This is a genomic window from Gordonia sp. Swx-4, assembly GCF_030316175.1.
Lineage (GTDB): Bacteria > Actinomycetota > Actinomycetes > Mycobacteriales > Mycobacteriaceae > Gordonia > Gordonia alkanivorans.
In genome coordinates this window covers 3032654-3049200 of record NZ_CP128197.1, presented here as the reverse complement: position 1 = coordinate 3049200, position 16547 = coordinate 3032654, and the positions used below count along the sequence as shown (strand labels likewise).

13 protein-coding genes are annotated in these 16547 nt (G+C 69.3%); 7 read left to right on the top strand and 6 right to left on the bottom strand.

Annotated features, from left to right (window positions below; all coding sequences use genetic code 11):
• Positions 1–81: 81 nt before the first annotated feature.
• A complete protein-coding gene (locus PWF70_RS13835; RefSeq protein ID WP_006359513.1) occupies positions 82–1782 on the top strand; it encodes a putative PEP-binding protein in 1701 nt (566 codons plus the stop codon).
• Here the strand turns inward: PWF70_RS13835 and lexA are convergent.
• On the bottom strand, positions 1760–2467 hold the full coding sequence (lexA, locus tag PWF70_RS13830; RefSeq protein WP_042375778.1) for a transcriptional repressor LexA: 708 nt from the start codon (positions 2465–2467) through the stop codon (positions 1760–1762). The two genes, PWF70_RS13835 and lexA, sit on opposite strands and share 23 nt — an antisense overlap.
• A gap of 237 nt (positions 2468–2704) precedes the next feature.
• On the opposite strand from lexA, the gene PWF70_RS13825 reads away from it, so the two are divergent.
• Together PWF70_RS13825 and nrdR are read left to right on the top strand one after the other, a co-directional pair.
• Complete coding sequence (locus tag PWF70_RS13825) at positions 2705–3241, top strand: LysM peptidoglycan-binding domain-containing protein (RefSeq protein ID WP_006359511.1); 537 nt, start codon at positions 2705–2707, stop codon at positions 3239–3241.
• Positions 3242–3340: 99 nt separating this feature from the next.
• Positions 3341–3808, top strand: coding sequence for a transcriptional regulator NrdR (nrdR, locus tag PWF70_RS13820; RefSeq protein WP_035754175.1), 468 nt, complete (start codon positions 3341–3343; stop codon positions 3806–3808).
• Here nrdR and hrpA read toward each other — a convergent pair.
• Positions 3782–7768: an ATP-dependent RNA helicase HrpA gene (hrpA, locus tag PWF70_RS13815; protein ID WP_286352980.1), complete on the bottom strand. Its 3987-nt coding sequence runs from the start codon at positions 7766–7768 to the stop codon at positions 3782–3784. The genes nrdR and hrpA overlap by 27 nt on opposite strands.
• Before the next feature lie 22 nt (positions 7769–7790).
• On the opposite strand from hrpA, the gene PWF70_RS13810 reads away from it, so the two are divergent.
• Positions 7791–9068 (top strand): aminotransferase family protein, encoded by a 1278-nt coding sequence (locus tag PWF70_RS13810; protein WP_006359508.1) that lies wholly within the window; start codon positions 7791–7793, stop codon positions 9066–9068.
• Between the two features lie 72 nt (positions 9069–9140).
• On the opposite strand, the gene PWF70_RS13805 is transcribed toward PWF70_RS13810, so the two are convergent.
• The gene (locus tag PWF70_RS13805; RefSeq protein ID WP_006359507.1) at positions 9141–9674 is read right to left on the bottom strand and encodes an alkyl hydroperoxide reductase; all 534 of its coding nucleotides are present in this window, start codon (positions 9672–9674) and stop codon (positions 9141–9143) included.
• A gap of 14 nt (positions 9675–9688) precedes the next feature.
• On the bottom strand, positions 9689–10276 hold the full coding sequence (locus tag PWF70_RS13800) for a peroxiredoxin (protein WP_006359506.1): 588 nt from the start codon (positions 10274–10276) through the stop codon (positions 9689–9691).
• A 126-nt stretch (positions 10277–10402) separates the two neighbouring features.
• Between PWF70_RS13800 and PWF70_RS13795 the strand changes: the two genes are divergently transcribed.
• Positions 10403–11335 carry a hydrogen peroxide-inducible genes activator gene (locus PWF70_RS13795; RefSeq protein WP_006359505.1) on the top strand — a complete coding sequence of 311 codons (933 nt, stop codon included), beginning with the start codon at positions 10403–10405 and terminating at the stop codon, positions 11333–11335.
• Positions 11336–11338: 3 nt separating this feature from the next.
• Here PWF70_RS13795 and PWF70_RS13790 read toward each other — a convergent pair whose 3' ends face one another.
• Positions 11339–13420, bottom strand: coding sequence for a DEAD/DEAH box helicase (locus PWF70_RS13790; protein ID WP_006359504.1), 2082 nt, complete (start codon positions 13418–13420; stop codon positions 11339–11341).
• A 20-nt stretch (positions 13421–13440) separates the two neighbouring features.
• The gene (locus PWF70_RS13785; protein ID WP_006359503.1) at positions 13441–14421 is read right to left on the bottom strand and encodes a PAC2 family protein; all 981 of its coding nucleotides are present in this window, start codon (positions 14419–14421) and stop codon (positions 13441–13443) included.
• Positions 14422–14675: 254 nt separating this feature from the next.
• Between PWF70_RS13785 and PWF70_RS13780 the strand changes: the two genes are divergently transcribed.
• Entirely contained in the window at positions 14676–15341 is a 666-nt protein-coding gene (locus PWF70_RS13780) for a hypothetical protein (protein ID WP_006359502.1), read from the top strand.
• 91 nt (positions 15342–15432) lie between these two features.
• On the top strand, positions 15433–16524 hold the full coding sequence (locus PWF70_RS13775; protein WP_006359501.1) for a DUF4192 domain-containing protein: 1092 nt from the start codon (positions 15433–15435) through the stop codon (positions 16522–16524).
• The last annotated feature ends 23 nt before the right edge of the window (positions 16525–16547 follow it).

The window sequence follows — 16547 nt, the reverse complement described above, 5'->3', positions numbered from 1 at the left end:
CATGTGGCTTTGCGTGTTGTAGTAATTGTGTTTACGCCTGTTTATGTTGACAAGTCAAGAAGAATTTGTAACCGTGGTCACATGACGCAGATTCTGACGGGGACGCCGGTTGTCGGTGGTGTGGCTCTCGGGCCCGCACTCTGGCCGGGACGCCGACCCGACCACTCCGCAGAGGCACTGGGCGCAGGCGTCGAGATCGCCGAGGACCGTCGCGCCGACGAGGCCGAACGGTTCACCGCCGCGGCGGCCGCGGTCGCCGCGCGCCTACGTGAGCGTGCATCGCAGAACACCGGCGTCGCCGCCGAGGTGCTCACCGCAACGGCCGGACTCGCGGAGGACCGCGGCTGGATCGGTGCCGCCTCGGGTCTGATCGCCAAGGGCGCCTCGGCGCCGTCGGCCGCCGTCGCCGCCACTGAACAGTTCGCCGCCGTGTTCACCAAGCTCGGTGGGCTCATGGCCGAGCGCGTCACCGATCTCAACGACGTCCGCGACCGCGTCCTCGCCGAACTCCTGGGCCTCCCCGAGCCCGGCGTGCCCACGCCGGACGTGCCCTCGGTCCTCCTCGCCGACGACCTCGCGCCCGCCGACACCGCGGGGCTCGATCCCGCCACCACCATCGCGCTGGTTACCCGCCTGGGCGGGCCCACCAGCCACACCGCGATCATCGCCCGGCAGCTCGGCATCCCGTGTGTCGTCGCGGTCCCCGGTCTCGCCGGGATCGACTCGGGCACGGTGATACTCGTGGACGGCACGACAGGCGAGATCGTCGTGCAACCCGACAACGCCGCCGCGCGGGCCCGTGTCGACGAGTACACGCGTCAGGCCGCACGGGTCGCCGGCTGGTCGGGCCCGGGTCGCACCGCCGACGGTGTGGAGGTGGCGATCCTGGCCAACGTCGCCGACGGATCGTCGGCCCGTGCGGCCACCGATCATCCGGTGGAGGGCGTCGGACTGTTCCGCACCGAACTGGCCTTCCTCGAACGCGCCGACGAGCCGTCGGTGGAGGAACAGGCGGACATCTATCGCGAGGTGCTCGACGCGTTCGGCGGCCGCAGGGTCGTCATCCGTACGCTCGACGCCGGCTCGGACAAGCCGCTGCGCTTCGTGCACCAGCCCGAGGAGGCCAACCCGGCGCTCGGTGTGCGCGGCGACCGGATCGCCTTGGCACACCCCGAGATCCGTGCCCATCAGCTCGACGCGATCACACGCGCCGCGGAGGGTTCCGAGACGAGCCCCTGGGTCATGGCGCCGATGATCGCCTCACCGGCCGAGGCGGCCGCCTTCGCCGCTCAGGTACGGGAACGCGGACTGGTCGCCGGGGTGATGATCGAGGTCCCCGCCGCCGCGATCCTCGCGCCGGCGATCCTGGCCGAGGTCGACTTCGTCTCGATCGGCACCAACGACCTCACGCAGTACACGATGGCCGCCGACCGGATGTCGGCCGATCTCGCATCGCTGACCGATCCGTGGCAGCCGGCGGTCCTGCACCTCATCGCGACGGTCGCGCGGGCCGGACGGGATCAGGGGAAACCGGTGGGCGTGTGCGGCGAGGCCGCGGCGGACCCGATCCTCGCCTGTGTGCTCGTCGGGTTGGGTGTCACCTCGCTGTCGAGTGCTCCGGTGGCGGCCGCCGCGGTCGGTGCCCGCCTCGGCGGCGTCTCACGGTCGACCTGCGAAAACGCGGCGACAGCCGCGCTCGCCACCACCGATCCGGCTGCGGCGCGCGAGGCTGCCGCCGCGGTTCTCGAGAACGAAGAGGTCAGATACGCCGCATCACGGTGACGACCTTGCCGAGGATCACGGCCTCGTCGCCCGGGATCGGGTCGAACAGCTCGTTGTGCGGCATCAGCCAGACATGACCCTTCTGGCGTTTGAAGGTCTTGACCGTGGCCTCGCCGTCGATCATCGCGGCCACGATGTCGCCGTTGTCGGCCACGTTCTGCTGGCGGACGACCACCCAGTCGCCGTCGCAGATCGCGGCGTCGATCATCGACTCACCGACGACCTTCAGCAGGAACAGCGAACCCTCGCCGACGAGCTCGCGGGGGAGCGGGAAGACGTCCTCGACGGCTTCTTCCGCGAGGATCGGGCCGCCTGCGGCGATCCGGCCGAGCACCGGCACGAAGGTGGGCTCGGGTAGCGCACCACCGGTCGGTGAGGTGGGCGTCGGCGGCTCGCTCGGTGCGATGTTGACCGCTCGCGGACGATTCGCGTCGCGCTTGAGGAGGCCCTTGCGTTCGAGCGTCCGCAGTTGGTGGGCGACGGAGGAGGTCGACGTGAGACCCACCTCGTCACCGATCTCGCGGATGCTCGGCGGGTAACCGCGCTCGCGCACGGATCTGCGGATCACCTCGAGAACTCCGCGCTGCCGCGGCGTCAGCGAGGCCTCGGCCGCCGCCATGTCTGCCGGGGCGACGGGCTCGTCGGCGCCCCGCGCTCCGGTGCGCTTACCGCCGTCATCGCTCATGATCGGGTTCCTCTCGATTCCGAACGTGCTGGTAGATCGCTTGTCTGACGACGACCCTAGCCGAGAATGCCGACCGCATCAAACATTTGTTCGACGTGTTGCGAGACAAGTGTCGGAGTGCCGTGCTACAAATCGAACATCAGTGCATCGAACAGATGATCGACAATCGAACAGTTCGAACGCCGACGACGCAGTCGGAGCACGGACAAGCGTTCGACCGGAAACACGGAGGGCATCATGCGCACCGCCACTCTCATCGACCCCGACCGCTCCACCGATTCGGTCCGTGGTGACGTCCTGGAGCGTCCGCGCCCGATGCGCCGCGGCGACGGCCGCCGGCCCGTCGACGGGCGTCCGGTGCCGGAGTCGGCGGTCCGGGTCCGCCGGGTCGCCTCCACCCGGTGCGCCTCGCCGGTCGGTATGCGGGGTCGTGCACCGGTCGTACCCGTCTCGCGTGTTGCGCATACCGCGCCCTCGGCCGTCATCCGGCGGCGTCGGCGCACGGCGACGGCAATTCTCGCCGGCGTCGGGCTCGCTCTGGCCGTGTGGGTCATCGCGGTCGTCGGTCAGAACTACGCCGCGACGGTCACACCTTCTTCGGTCGGCACCGAGGTCGTACACGTGCGGTCGGGCGACTCGCTGAGCACCATCGCATCGCGCGTCGCCCCCGAGATGCCGCGTGAGGCGGTCGTCGACGAGATCATCCAGCTGAACGACCTCCCGTCGAGCGGGCTGCGCGTCGGTCAGCCGCTGCTCGCCCCCCGGTACCACTGAGCACGGGCGGTATCCTCGATGTCACAGGGACCGGCCGACTACCGGCCTGGCATGCGGCGCGGCTGCACCAGAGTGTCCCGTGACCTGCGTGAGGATACGATGCGCTGCCCCTTCTGCAAGAACGACGACACCAAGGTCATCGACTCGCGTGTCGCTGATGAGGGGCAGGCCATCCGGCGCCGCCGCTCCTGCGTGGAGTGCGGGCGACGCTTCTCGACCGTGGAGAGCGCGGTGCTCGCGGTGGTCAAACGCAACGGCGTCACCGAACCGTTCAGTCGCGAGAAGGTGATGAGGGGCGTCCGGCGCGCATGCCAGGGACGCCACGTCGCCGAGGACGCATTGGCGCAGCTCGCCCAGCAGGTCGAGGACACCGTACGTGCCAGTGGATCGGCCGAGATCCCCAGCAACGAGGTCGGTCTCGCGATCCTCAAGCCGCTGCGCGACCTCGACGAGGTCGCCTACCTGCGGTTCGCGTCGGTCTATCGCTCGTTCGACTCCGTCGAGGACTTCCAGCGCGAGATCGACGACCTCCGAGCCGCCTCAGCCGAGTCGGTCAAGAGTTCGTAGGACCCGCTTCTCCGACACCGGGTACGCGGTGCCGAGCCGTTCGGCGAACAATCCCACCCGCAGCTCCTCGACGAGCCACTGGGCCTCGTCGTTGACGTGCGCCTTCCGGTGGTCGGGCACCTGAGTCAGTCGTTGCGCCCACCGCTCGGTCACCCGGTCGACGACGGCTACTCCGGCCTGATCCCGGGCCGCCGATGCAGGGAGCGCCGACAGGCGGGCCTCGGCGGCCGCGAGGTAGCGCGGCACATTCTCCAGATGTCGTCGTGCGGTGGCGGCGACGAATCCGTCGAAGACGAGATTGTCCAGCTGTTCGGCGACGTCATCGGCCGCGAGTGAACCGGCATGTCGGTCGATCGCGGCACGGACCGGTGCCACCCAACCGAGGGATTCGACGGCGAGAGAGAAGTAGTCCGGTGCCGACTCGGTGATCCGTGGACGCAACTTCTCGGTGAGCACGCGGAATGTCTCGGGAGAGCGCACCGCCGACAGGGTGCCGGCGTCGAGGCCCGCCACGACATCGCGGATGGCGCGACGTGTGCAGTCGGCCAGCAACGCATCGAGATCCGGGTAGGGGCTCTGGCTCAGCGCGAGTCGACCCGCGGCCCCGAGGGAACCGGCCACGCGGCGGTGCAGGGGCGGGATCGCCAGGTCGAGGAGCGCGACGATTCCTCTCGCCGCCAATCGATCACGGGTCTGCTCCGACGCGGCGTCGATCACGACCACCCCGCGCGTGCGTCCGGCGTCGTCGGTGATCGCGTCGATGGTCGGGTAACGGGTGAGGCGTTGTCCGGCGATGTCGACGGTCCGCTGTGCGGCGAGAGTGCCGATGCCCTCGTCGGTCCAGGCGCGATACAGGGTGCGCTTCACCGTCTTCGACGCTGGCGGGGTGGCCGCGCGCTGCAGTTCGGCGATGGAATCGGCTCGCGCGGTGATCTCCCCGGCGTCGTCGGCGACCGCGAAATGCATCCGTAGGTGGGCCGGAATCCGGTCGACGTCGAAATCGCCTGCGGTGACCGTCATCTGCGTGATCGTGGTGAGCTCGCGAGCGAGCCCGACCGTGAGCGGCTCGCTCCGTGGGGTGAGGCGGGCCAGTGCCAGTTCGGCGAAACGCTGTGCCGGCGACATCGACTTGCGTAGCTGCTTCGGCAACGACTTCACCAGTGCGGTGGCCAGTTCCGTCCGCATGCCGGGCACCGACCAGTCGAAACCCGCCGGGCGCACGTGGGGGAGCAGTGCGCGCGGGATGATCACGGTGACACCGTCATCGGGGGCGCCGGGCTCGAACCGGTAGCGGAGTTCGAGTCGGGTGTCGCCCTGCTGCCAGGCGCCCGGATAGTCGGTGGGGGCGGCTTCGGTACTCGCCGCGACGTCCTCCGGCTTGAGATCGAGCAGAGCCGCATCGGAGCGTCGGGCCTTCTTCCACCACGTGTCGAAGTGCCGTGCGGAGGTGACCTCGGCGCCCACCCTCTTGTCGTAGAACTCGAACAGCTGGTCCTCGGTGATCACCAGTCCGCGTGTGCGCATACGGTTCTCGACGTCGGAGGCGGCCTCGAGCAGTGCGCGGTTGCGTTCGAAGAACGGGTGCTGCGTACGCCAGTCGCCCTCGACGAGGGCATGGCGGATGAACAGTTCGCGTGAGACGACCGGGTCGATGGGGCCGTAGTCGACACGACGACGCGCGACGAGGGTGACCCCGTAGAGGGTGACCCGCTCGTAGGCCATCGCGGCACCGCGCTTGGACGACCAGTGCGGTTCGCTGTGCGTGCGCTTGACCAGATCGCCGGCCAGCTTCTCCGCCCACAGCGGGTCGATGCCGGCGACCGTGTGCGCGAACAGTCGCGAGGTCTCGAGGACCTCGGCGGCCATGATGAACGGCGGCGGCTTCTTGGCGAGCGGGGACGCCGGGAAGATCATCAGCGTCGTGTTGCGCGCCCCGGTGAACTCGCGGCCCTCGGTGTTGCGGGCGGCGATGTTGGACAGCAGTCCTGACAGGATCGCGCGATGGACGGCGTCGGCGTCGACCTCGGGCAGGTCGGAACCGGCCGGACTCACCGGCCAGTCGAGGTCCTTGACGATCTCGGTGAGCTGGCGATGCAGGTCCCGCCATTCCCGGATTCGCAGGAAGTGCAGGAACTCCCGTTCGCACATCCGACGGAACTTGCTGCTGGACAACTCCTTGCGCTGTTCGTCGAGGTAGCGCCACAGCTCGACGTAGGACAGGAAGTCCGACTGCGGCACGACGAAGCGCCGGTGCGAGGCGTCGGCGGCCTCGCGATGTTCGGCCGGACGCTCGCGGGGGTCGGGCAGGGACATCGCGGAGGCGATGACCAGCAGGTGGTCGAGGCAGCCGAGTTCGCGACCCGCGATCAGCATCCGTGCGATCCGCGGATCCACCGGGATCCGGGACATCGAGCGCCCGACGGGGGTGAGGCGCGGCGGGCCGCCCTCACGGCTCACGGTGATCGCCCCGAGTTCGGTGAGCACACCCATGCCGTCGCGGATGGCGCGCTCGTCGGGCGGCTGCACGAACGGGAAGTCCGCGATCTCACCGAGTTTCAGCGAGGTCATCTGGAGGATGACGGCGGCGAGGTTGGTACGCAGGATCTCCGGGTCGGTGAACGCGGGCCGGGCGTCGAAGTCGTTCTCGCTGTAGAGCCGAATGCACACACCGGGGGCGACGCGACCGCACCGCCCGGCGCGCTGGCGGGCGCTGGCCTGCGAAACCGGTTCGATGGGAAGGCGATTGACCTTGGTGCGGGTCGAGTACCGGCTGATACGAGCGGTGCCGGTGTCGATGACGTAGCGGATGCCGGGGACAGTCACCGACGTCTCGGCGACGTTGGTGGCCAGCACGATGCGGCGACCGTTCGACGGGGCGAAGACCTTCTGCTGGTCGGCGATCGACAACCGCGCGAACAGCGGGACGATCTCCGCGCCGCCGTTGCGGCCCGTTCCCGTCCGGCGCTTCAACGCATCCGCGGTCTCGCGGATGTCGCGTTCGGTGGGGAGGAAGACCAGGATGTCGCCGCGGCCGCCGGCCCACAGTTCGTCGATCGCGGCGTCGATGCCCTGGATCTGGTCGAGGTCGGCGTGTTCGCCGCCGCCGGTGTCGTCGCCGCTGTCGGGGCGCTCCTGCAGACTCAACGGCCGGTAACGGACCTCGACGGGGTAGGTGCGACCCGACACCTCGATGACCGGGACCGACATCTCGGGTGTGCTGAAATGCCGTGCGAAGCGGGCGGGTTCGATCGTCGCCGAGGTGATGATCACCTTCAGGTCCGGTCGTTGCGGTAGCAGCCGTCGCAGATAGCCGAGGATGAAATCGATGTTGAGGCTGCGCTCGTGGGCCTCGTCGATGATGAGGGTGTCGTAGCGCCGCAGCATCGGATCGGTGGCGATCTCGCGGAGCAGGATGCCGTCGGTCATCACGCGGATCAGGGTGTCGGCGCCCGAGCGGTCGGTGAACCGGACCGAATAGCCGACCGCGTCACCGAGTTCGGTGTCGGTCTCGTCGGCGATGCGCTTGGCCACCGAGCTCGCCGCGATACGACGCGGCTGCGTGTGGCCGATGGTGCCGCGGATGCCCCGGCCGAGTTCGAGGCAGATCTTCGGCAGCTGCGTGGTCTTGCCGGAACCGGTCTCACCGGCCACGACCACGACCTGGTGGTCCCGGATCGCGGCGGCGATCTCCTCGCGGGCGGCCGAGACGGGGAGTTCGTCGGGGAAGCGCAGCACCGGCACCGTGGCCCGGCGACGGTCGAGGCGGTGCCGGGCCTTCTCGACGTCGGCGACGAGCTGTTCCCATCTGTGCGGATCGGGGGTGCGGCCGAGTTTGTCGACCCGGCGGCGCAGACGGTGGGCGTCGACGATCGCGACCGCGTCGAGCGACCGCAGCAGTTCGGAACGGGAGATGCCGGGCTGAGGATCTCGCGGGGCTGGATCTGAGGACTCGACCGACATGATGACTCCAGGATATGGGTCGATGCCGGGGGCGCTCACCTCGCCCGGCATCATGGTGGGCATGTCTGAAACTTCTGGTGCTCTGTGGCACGGCTTCGCCGACATGGGTGCGGTGACCGCGAGTGGCCCCTTCGTCGTGACCAAGGGTGAGGGGACCCGTATCTGGGACCGCGAGGGCAAGGAATACATCGACGCGACCGCCGGTCTGTGGTTCACCAACGTGGGCCACGGGCGTACCGAGATCGCCGACGCGGTGTCGCGTCAGCTCGGCACCATCGCGCACTACTCCAACTTCGGGGACATCGCGAGCGACGTCACGCTGCAGCTCGCCGACGAGCTCGCCGCGATCGCGCCGGTGCCCGGGTCGAAGATCTTCTTCACCTCGGGCGGCAGCGACTCGATCGACACCGCGGTCAAGCTGGCCCGCCGCTACTGGGTGGAGCAGGGCAAGCCCGCCAAGCGCGTCGTCATCAGCCGCACCAAGGCCTATCACGGCATGCACGCCGCCGGTACGTCGCTGGCGGGCATCCCGCTCAACCACGACGGCTACGGCGAACTCATGCACGACGTGCAGAACGTCGACTGGGATGACGCGAAGAGCCTGCTCGGTCTGATCGAGCGGGTCGGCGCCGAGAACATCGCCGCGTTCTTCTGCGAGCCGATCATCGGCGCCGGTGGCATCTACCTGCCGCCGGCCGGATACCTGGACGAGGTCCGTGCGATCTGCCGGGACCACGACATCCTGTTCGTCGTCGACGAGGTCGTCACCGGCTTCGGCCGTATCGCCGGCAACTCGTGGTTCGCCTCGGCACGTTTCGACCTGCAGCCGGACATGATCACCACCGCCAAGGGGCTCACCTCGGGCTACGTGCCGATGGGTGCGGTCTTCATCGCGCCGCGCCTCGCCGAACCGTTCTTCGCCGGCGGCGTCTGGTGGCGCCACGGCTACACCTACGGCGGTCATGCCGCGGCCGCGGCCGCCGCACTGGCCAACCTCGAGATCATCCGCCGCGAGAACCTGCTCGCGGAGGCCACCCGACTCGAGGGCGACCTTGCGGCGGCCCTGTCCCCGCTGGCCGACCTCGACGCGGTGGCCGAGGTGCGCACCGGGCTCGGTGCGGTCACCGCGGTGCAGCTCGCCGATCCGGCGACGGCGCCGGCCACGGTGGTGAAGCTGCGTGAGCACGGCGTCAGCACACGCGCCGCCGGGCAGGGTGCGCTGCAGATCTCGCCCTCGTTCGTCATGACGACCGACGAGGTCGGCGAGATGGCCGACCGCATCCGTGCCGCGCTGAGCTGACGGCCCGAACACTGTCGAACACCACGAAGCCCGGCTGCCGAAAGGCAGCCGGGCTTCGTCGTGTTGCCTGGATCAGGCGTTCGCGAGCACCTCGGTGGTGGCGATGGCCTGGGCCACACCGGTCACGATCGAGGCGACCTTGAGGGCCTCGAAGATGGCCTCGCGGTCGACGCCGGCCTCACGCAGGGTGTTCTCGTGGGCGGCGACGCAGTGTCCGCAGCCGTTGATCGAGGACACGGCGAACGACCACAGCTCGAACGCGGCCTTGTCGACACCCGGGTTGCCGATGATGTTCATCCGCAGGCCGGGACGCAGGTCGTCGTACTTGCCGTCGAGGAAGCCGCGACCGCGGTAGAACACGTTGTTCATACCCATGATCGACGCGGCACCGAGTGCGGCGTTGTAGGCCTCGGCCGACAGGTTGTCAGCGGCCTCGTCGGCGATCTCGCTGAGCACCTTGGCGCTCTTGGTGGCAGCGGCGGTCGACAGCAGGGTTCCCCACAGCTGCTCCTCGTTCAGCGCGGTGGTGCGGCTGATCGAACCGAGGTTGAGCTTGAGGTCCTTCGCGTACTCCGGAAGGGCTTCCTTGAGATTGTCGATGCTCATCTTGATCTCCTTCTCTAGACGCCCGAGGACATGAGCTCGCCGGCGTCGATCGTCGGGTCACCCTTCTTCCAGTTGCAGGCGCACAGCTCGTCGGACTGCAGGGCGTCGAGGACGCGCAGCACCTCGTCGACGTTGCGGCCCACGGAACCGGCGGTGACCGACACGAACTGGATCTCGTTGTTCGGGTCGATGATGAAGGTGGCGCGATCGGCGACCCCGTCGGCGTTGAGAACGCCTGCAGCGGTGGCCAGCTCACGCTTCAGATCGCTCATCATCGGGAACGGCAGGGTCTTCAGGTCCTCGTGCTGTGCACGCCACTGGAAGTGGACGAACTCGTTGTCGACCGAGGCGCCGAGCACCTGGGTGTCACGATCGGCGAACTCGTCGTTCAGCTTGCCGAACGCGGCGATCTCGGTCGGGCACACGAAGGTGAAGTCCTTCGGCCAGAAGAAGACGACGCGCCACTGGCCGGGGTGGTCGTCGGAGGTGACGGTGGTGAAGTAGTCATCGGGCTGCTGGGCGTTGACCTTGCTGAGGTCGCCACCGATCACGGCGGTGAGGTTGTAGGCGGGGAACTGGTCACCGATGGTGAGCAGGGCCATGTATCGCTCCTTCAGCTGAGGGGGTGTACCGGAATTGCGCGCGAAAGACTTTCGCGACGTACGAGTACTATCGTGCCGGAAATTCGACAAAAGCGAAACGTGATTAGTAGCACTACACTGATAGCCATGCCCGATAAAACTTATCAGCCCACCATCGCCGGTCTGCGCGCGTTCGTGGCGCTCGCCCAGCGCAGACACTTCGGGTCCGCCGCCGCGGACCTGGGAGTGAGCCAGCCGTCGCTGTCGCAGGCCCTGTCGGCGCTCGAGACGGGTCTCGGGGTGACGCTCGTCGAACGGACGACGCGCCGGGTGCTGCTGACCCAGGACGGCGAGGAACTGCTGCCGCGGGCGATCGCGGCCGTGGACGCCGTCGACGAGTTCACCGCGGCGGCCGCGGGTGCCGGTCAGCCGCTGCACGGGGCGATCCGGCTGGGAGTCATCCCGACGGTCGCGCCCTACGTGCTGCCCGCGGTGCTGCGCGGACTCGCCGAGAGGCTTCCGGACCTGCGGCCCCGCGTCGTCGAGGAACAGACCGGGCGGCTCGTCGAACAGCTGCGGGGCGGCACGCTCGACGTGGCGCTCCTGGCGCTGCCGCTCGACGTGCCCGGAATCGCCGAGATACCGCTCTACCGTGAGGATTTCGTCCTCGCCCTGCCGGCCGGGCACGCTCTTGCCGGCAAACGACGGGTGGACCCGAGCGCATTGGCCGACCTGCCGTTGCTGCTGCTCGACGAGGGGCACTGCCTGCGGGACCAGGCGCTGGAGGTGTGTGCTCTCGCTGGGGTCCGGCCCGACCTGGGGCAGACGCGCGCGGCATCGCTGACGACGGCCGTGCACTGCGTCGTGGGCGGGCTCGGGGTGACCCTCATCCCGCAGACCGCGGTCGCGTCGGAGACGGCTTCGGGGGACCTGGCGATCGCCACCTTCGCCTCGCCGCGACCGGGGCGGCGGATCGGGGTCGTCTTCCGCCGGTCCGCACGCCACGACGACGCGTATCGACAGCTCGCGACGATCATCGGGGAGATCGTCGCCGACACCGGCGCCGTCACGCCGGTGTGAGGGTCAGACCTCCGCGGCCTGGGCGGCGAGTGCCTCCCACTCGTCGACGAGACTCGAGTCGACCTCGCGGACCATGGTGCCGAGATCGGCCACGATCTGTTCGATCTCCGGCGTCACCGCACTGGTCGGAACGCCCTGGCGGAGAACCCGATAGCAGTCGGACAGGTAGCGCAGCACCACGCCCTCGCTGCGGGCGAGACCGTAGGCGGAGATCAGCTCGGTGAAGGTCATCGCCTTCTCCAGCATCTCGCGGAGCACCGACTTCGGGTTGGGTGGGAACGACGCCACCCAGGGGTGACCGCGCCGGTAGATCTCGAAGGCGCCGAAGATCTCCTCGAAGAGCGGCTGCGGCCAGGTGATGTCCTCCAGCCGCGTCATCCGTTCCTCGTACTCGATGCCGTCGGCCTTCATCTCGGCGATCGCGGCGTCCCGGGCGACCTTGCGCTGGGCGAGCAGCAACGGTCGCGGGTTCTCCAGCGTCGACTCGAGAACGGAGATGACATCGAGGGCGTACGTGGAGGATTCGGGGTCGAGGATCTCGAACGTGGCCATCGCGAACGCGGACAGCGGGTTGGTCAGCGCGAAGTTCTCCGGCATGTCCACGCTGAGCGCGATGTGCCGGCCGGTCTCGTCCGGTTGGTCGAGCTGCACGACGATGCCGGCATCGCGCAGGCCGCGATAGAGCTCGATGGTGTGCTTGATGTGGCGCAGCTGCCGATCTCGCGGTTCGTGGTTGTCCTCGAGCAGGTGCCGGATGGCGGCGAAACAGTCGCCGGGACGGCCGAGGACCTCGAGCAGCATCGCGGTGGTCATCTGGAAGTGCGACCGCAGCGGCTCGTCGGGCGCGTCGATCAGCTGGGTGAAGGTCTTCTCTCCCCACGACACGAAACCCTCGGGAGGCTTGCGGCGCACCAGTTTCCGCAGCTTCTTCGGATCGTCGCCGGCCTTGGCGACGGCGCGGGCGTTCTCCACGTCGTGCTCGGGTGCCTGAGCCACGACGTACCCGACGGTGTCGAAGCCGGCGCGGCCGGCGCGGCCCGCGATCTGATGGAACTCCCGCGCCCGGAGGCGACGGACGCGGCGACCGTCGTACTTGCTCAACCCGGCGAACAGCACCGTGCGGATCGGCACGTTGATGCCCACGCCCAGCGTGTCGGTGCCGGCGATCACCTTCAGGAGTCCCTGCTGCGCAAGACGTTCGACGAGGCGACGGTAGCGGGGGAGCATCCCGGCGTGGTGGACGCCGACACCCGAACGCAGCAGCTTCGACAGGGTGTTGCCGAAGCCGGTGGAGAAGCGGAAGTCGCCGATCGCCTCGGCGATGGCGGCCTTCTCCTCCTTGTCGCAGATCTTGACGCTCAGGAGAGCCTGGGCGCGTTCGACCGCGGCGGCCTGGGTGAAGTGCACCACGTAGACCGGGGCGCGACCGCGGTCGACGAGATCGGCGATGGTCTCGTGGATCGGGGTCATCGCATAGTCGTGGACGAGCGGCACGGGCCGCTGGGCGCCGGTGACCTCGACCGTGTCGCGGCCGGTGCGGCGCGCGAGATCGTCGACGAAGAACGAGACGTCACCGAGCGTTGCCGACATCAGCAGGAACTGCGTGGAGGGCAGCTCGATGAGCGGGACCTGCCACGCCCAGCCGCGGTCGGGTTCGCCGTAGTAGTGGAACTCGTCGGCGACGAGCGTGCCGATGTCGCTGTCGCCACCGGCGGCGAGGGCCAGGTTCGCGACGATCTCGGCGGTGGCGCAGACGATCGGCGCATCCGGGTTGACCGACGCGTCACCGGTCAGCAGACCGACCTGGTCGGCGCCGAACATCCCGCACAGTTCGAAGAACTTCTCGCTGACGAGGGCCTTGATCGGCGCGGTGTAGAAGGCCCGCTCGCCCCGGCAGCGCGCGAAATACAGTGCGCCGGCGGCCACGAGCGACTTGCCCGAACCGGTCGGGGTCGCCAGGATGACGTGGCTGCCGGCGAGCAGCTCGAGCAGGGCCTCTTCCTGGTGTTCGTACAGGTCGAGGCCACGATCGGTCCACCACTGTGTGTAGGTGTCGAGCGCCTGGTCCTCATCGTCGACGGGCACCAGGGCCGTCGGGCTCGCGGTCAGATCGACGATCGCGGTCCCTCGTCTCCGGGCTCATCGTCCTTCGGGGTCTGCTCGGCTGCCTGCTCGGCGAGGAACCGTTCGAGTTCGGCGCCCAGTTCGTCGCCGCTGGGCAGCGACTCCTCGGCGGCGAGCAGCGACGCGCGCTCCTCGGCGGCCTGGGTGAAGGTGTCGTACTGCGTCTCCAATGCGGCGACGACCGACTCGATCTCGGAGTTGCCCTCGACCTCGGTGTCGACCTGGGCGCGCACCTTCTCGGCGGCGCTCTCGAGCGCGGCGAGCGGCAGGTCGAGACCGGCCAGTTCGGCGACCGCGGACAACAGTCGCGCAGAGGCCGCCGGGTAGTTGGTCTGCGCCAGGTAGTGCGGCACGTGGACCGACAGGCCGGAGGCCCGGTAGTCGTGCTCACCCATCCGCAGTTCGAGCAGCATCGAGGCGCTCGCGGGCAGCTTCATCGCCGAACCCCAGCGCGGGAGGTCGCCAAGGGCGTCGGGGTCGCTCCCGTGCGCGGTGATCGACGGCGGACGCGTGTGCGGCACGGCCATCGGGATGGCGTTGAGTCCGATCACATCGGTGACGCCCAGCCGGTCGGACAGGCGGCGCACCGCGTCGACGAACTGCTCCCAGCGCAGATCGGGTTCGGCGCCGGCCAGCAGCAGGAAGCCCTTCCCCGAGTTGTCGCGGATCGCGTGCAGGGTCAGCGCCGGCATCTCGACCTCCGTGAAGGTCTCACCGCTGAACGAGATCGTCGGGCGGCGGGAGCGGTAGTCCATCAGCTCGTCGGACGAGAACGTCGCGACCAGTTCCGACTCCAGGCTGTCCCGGAGGTGGGCGGCCGCGAGAGCGACGGCGTGGCCGGCGTCGGCGAACCCCTCGAGAGCATGGATCAGAACGGGGCCCGTGCCGTCGGCGCGGGTGACCTTCGGAGCGGGAAAGGCGAGTTCGTACAGCGCGTCGTTCCGCGCGGGTTGCTCGTCCACGTCATCCCTCCTTGTACGTGGCGGCCGTGGCACAGCACGGCCGGATTCTCGTCATATGTCTCATTGTCTCGCACCTCCGGTCGCGGTTGGGCACCGGCGTCCGGCGAGACACCGAATATGTAACGACATAGCCGCGCCAGGGATTCCCTCGTCGGGTGTGTCACCCGCACGGGCGGGCTCTCGCGGTGGCACAGTAGATCGCTGTGACCCCGGCAACCGCTGCACCCCGTACGTCCTCCGGACGCCGCCTGCCCGTGCTCGTGCTGGCCGCCGCCTGCGTCTTTTTCGCCGGTGGTGTCCTCTCGGCGTGTTCGATCGCGGGTGACGCCCAGTCGGCGAACCCGGACCTCTCGTCGAGGTCGGTGCTGGCCTCGGACTTCCCGGGTGGACCGGCGAGCCCGATCCCGCCCCAGGCGGTGGCCAACGCACTGGCCGACGTGACCGGCAGCCCGGCGCCGGGGCAGGGGGCCGACACCGAGGTCTCACCGGCCGACTGCGCACCTGCCCCGGTCTCCGCCGACGGCGCCGTCGCCTTCCTCGGCCCCGGCACCGCGGAACGCTCGACCCTGACCACCGTCGTCGCCCACGTCGACACCCCGCTCGCCGAGGTCGTGCAGCGCGCCGAGAGGTGCCCGGAACTGACAACGACCACCTTCGGGGCGTCGTCGACGGTGACCACCGAGGTCCTGCCCGCCCCGCCCGCACGGGACGGCGTCGAGACCGCGACCATCCGCCGCACCATCGTCACCGGCGGTGGTACCGCACCGGTCACCACCAGCTCGCTCGCATTGACAGGCCAGCGCGACGGGGTCCGTGTGTACGCCGAATATCGTTGGCCCGCAGCAGGTCCGGTGCCCGCCGAGGATTCGGCTGCGCTCGACGAGCTGTTCACCAAGGCGGTGTCGGCCGCCTTCGGCTGAGAAGACCACGGCCTGTGGACGGGCCGCCGCGGTTGTCCACAGGTCAGCCGGCGCGCCGTCGAGGCGCCCTCACGCGGCCGATGCTTCGTGCATGCCCGCCTTCGCGTCCTCCCGTTCCGTCCGTGACCCCATCGACCCGACGACGCTGCTGACGGCGATACCGGCGTTGCTCGGCTTCATCCCGGAACGCTCGATCATCGTGGTCGCCTTCGCGCCCGACCGGGGGATCTCGGCCACCATGCGCCACGATCTCGCCCTCGACGACGCCGGCGAACCGACATCCGAGCTGTCCACTGTGCTCGCGGGACTCGGGGCGATCACCCACTCCTACGGCGCCGACGAGGTGGTGGCGATCATCGCCGACAACCGCTATCCGGCCGACAGTCCTCGGTATCGACGGGTGCTCGCGATCGCCGACCGCCACTTCGACGCCATCGGGGGTGTCGCCGCCGGATTCGCTCTGTCCGCCTTCGATGCCGGGGCGGCGTGGTCGGTGATCTGGTGTCCCGACGGGCAAGCGTGGTCGGTCGACGTCCTCGACGACCGCGAGGGCGTCCTCGACGATCCGCAGACCTGTCCGACCGCCATCGCCGAGGCGGTGAAATCCGGCCGGCGCATCCTGCCGCGCCGGTCGGAGATGCGGGCCATGCTCGAACCGGTCGCCGGGGAGTGCAGCGCCGGACGGCCCTGCCCGGACTGCACCCGCGGCGTCGTTCCACTCGGGCGGGCGATGTCCGACGCGCAGCTGCTGGACCTCACGATCGGATCGGTCGCCGACGGCGGGGGACCGCTGGACTGCGCGGAGGTCGCCGTGCTGGAACAGGCCGTCCGACGACCTCAGGTCCGCGACGCCGCGCTGGCGCTCGCCGTCACCGACCTACGAGAAGACGCCGAATCGGTGTGGCGAGAACTCACACGCCGCCTGGCCGGACCCGGCCGTGCAGGAGCGGCCACCCTCCTGGCACATCTGCACTACATCGGCGGGGAAGGGGCGTACGCCGGAGTCGCACTCGACGTCGCCCTCGAAGCCGACCCGGACGCGAACCTGGCCCGACTCCTCGACACCGCCCTGCGGGCCGGCGTCCGGCCGACGATGCTGTGGGAGATGATCGACGGTTCCTACGGCACCGCCCGGGAACTCGGGGTCCAGATGCCAGAGATCACCCGGCGCGCCGCCGGGTGATCTCCGAGATTTTGTGGTGCCGG

Bases quoted from the DNA above. Each gene is read 5' to 3' on its own strand.
- PWF70_RS13835 (WP_006359513.1), top strand. From the start codon at position 82: ATGACGCAGATTCTGACGGGGACGCCGGTTGTCGGTGGTGTGGCTCTC.
- lexA (WP_042375778.1), bottom strand. From the start codon at position 2,467: ATGAGCGATGACGGCGGTAAGCGCACCGGAGCGCGGGGCGCCGACGAG.
- PWF70_RS13825 (WP_006359511.1), top strand. From the start codon at position 2,705: ATGCGCACCGCCACTCTCATCGACCCCGACCGCTCCACCGATTCGGTC.
- nrdR (WP_035754175.1), top strand. From the start codon at position 3,341: ATGCGCTGCCCCTTCTGCAAGAACGACGACACCAAGGTCATCGACTCG.
- hrpA (WP_286352980.1), bottom strand. From the start codon at position 7,768: ATGTCGGTCGAGTCCTCAGATCCAGCCCCGCGAGATCCTCAGCCCGGC.
- PWF70_RS13810 (WP_006359508.1), top strand. From the start codon at position 7,791: ATGCCGGGGGCGCTCACCTCGCCCGGCATCATGGTGGGCATGTCTGAA.
- PWF70_RS13805 (WP_006359507.1), bottom strand. From the start codon at position 9,674: ATGAGCATCGACAATCTCAAGGAAGCCCTTCCGGAGTACGCGAAGGAC.
- PWF70_RS13800 (WP_006359506.1), bottom strand. From the start codon at position 10,276: ATGGCCCTGCTCACCATCGGTGACCAGTTCCCCGCCTACAACCTCACC.
- PWF70_RS13795 (WP_006359505.1), top strand. From the start codon at position 10,403: ATGCCCGATAAAACTTATCAGCCCACCATCGCCGGTCTGCGCGCGTTC.
- PWF70_RS13775 (WP_006359501.1), top strand. From the start codon at position 15,433: ATGCCCGCCTTCGCGTCCTCCCGTTCCGTCCGTGACCCCATCGACCCG.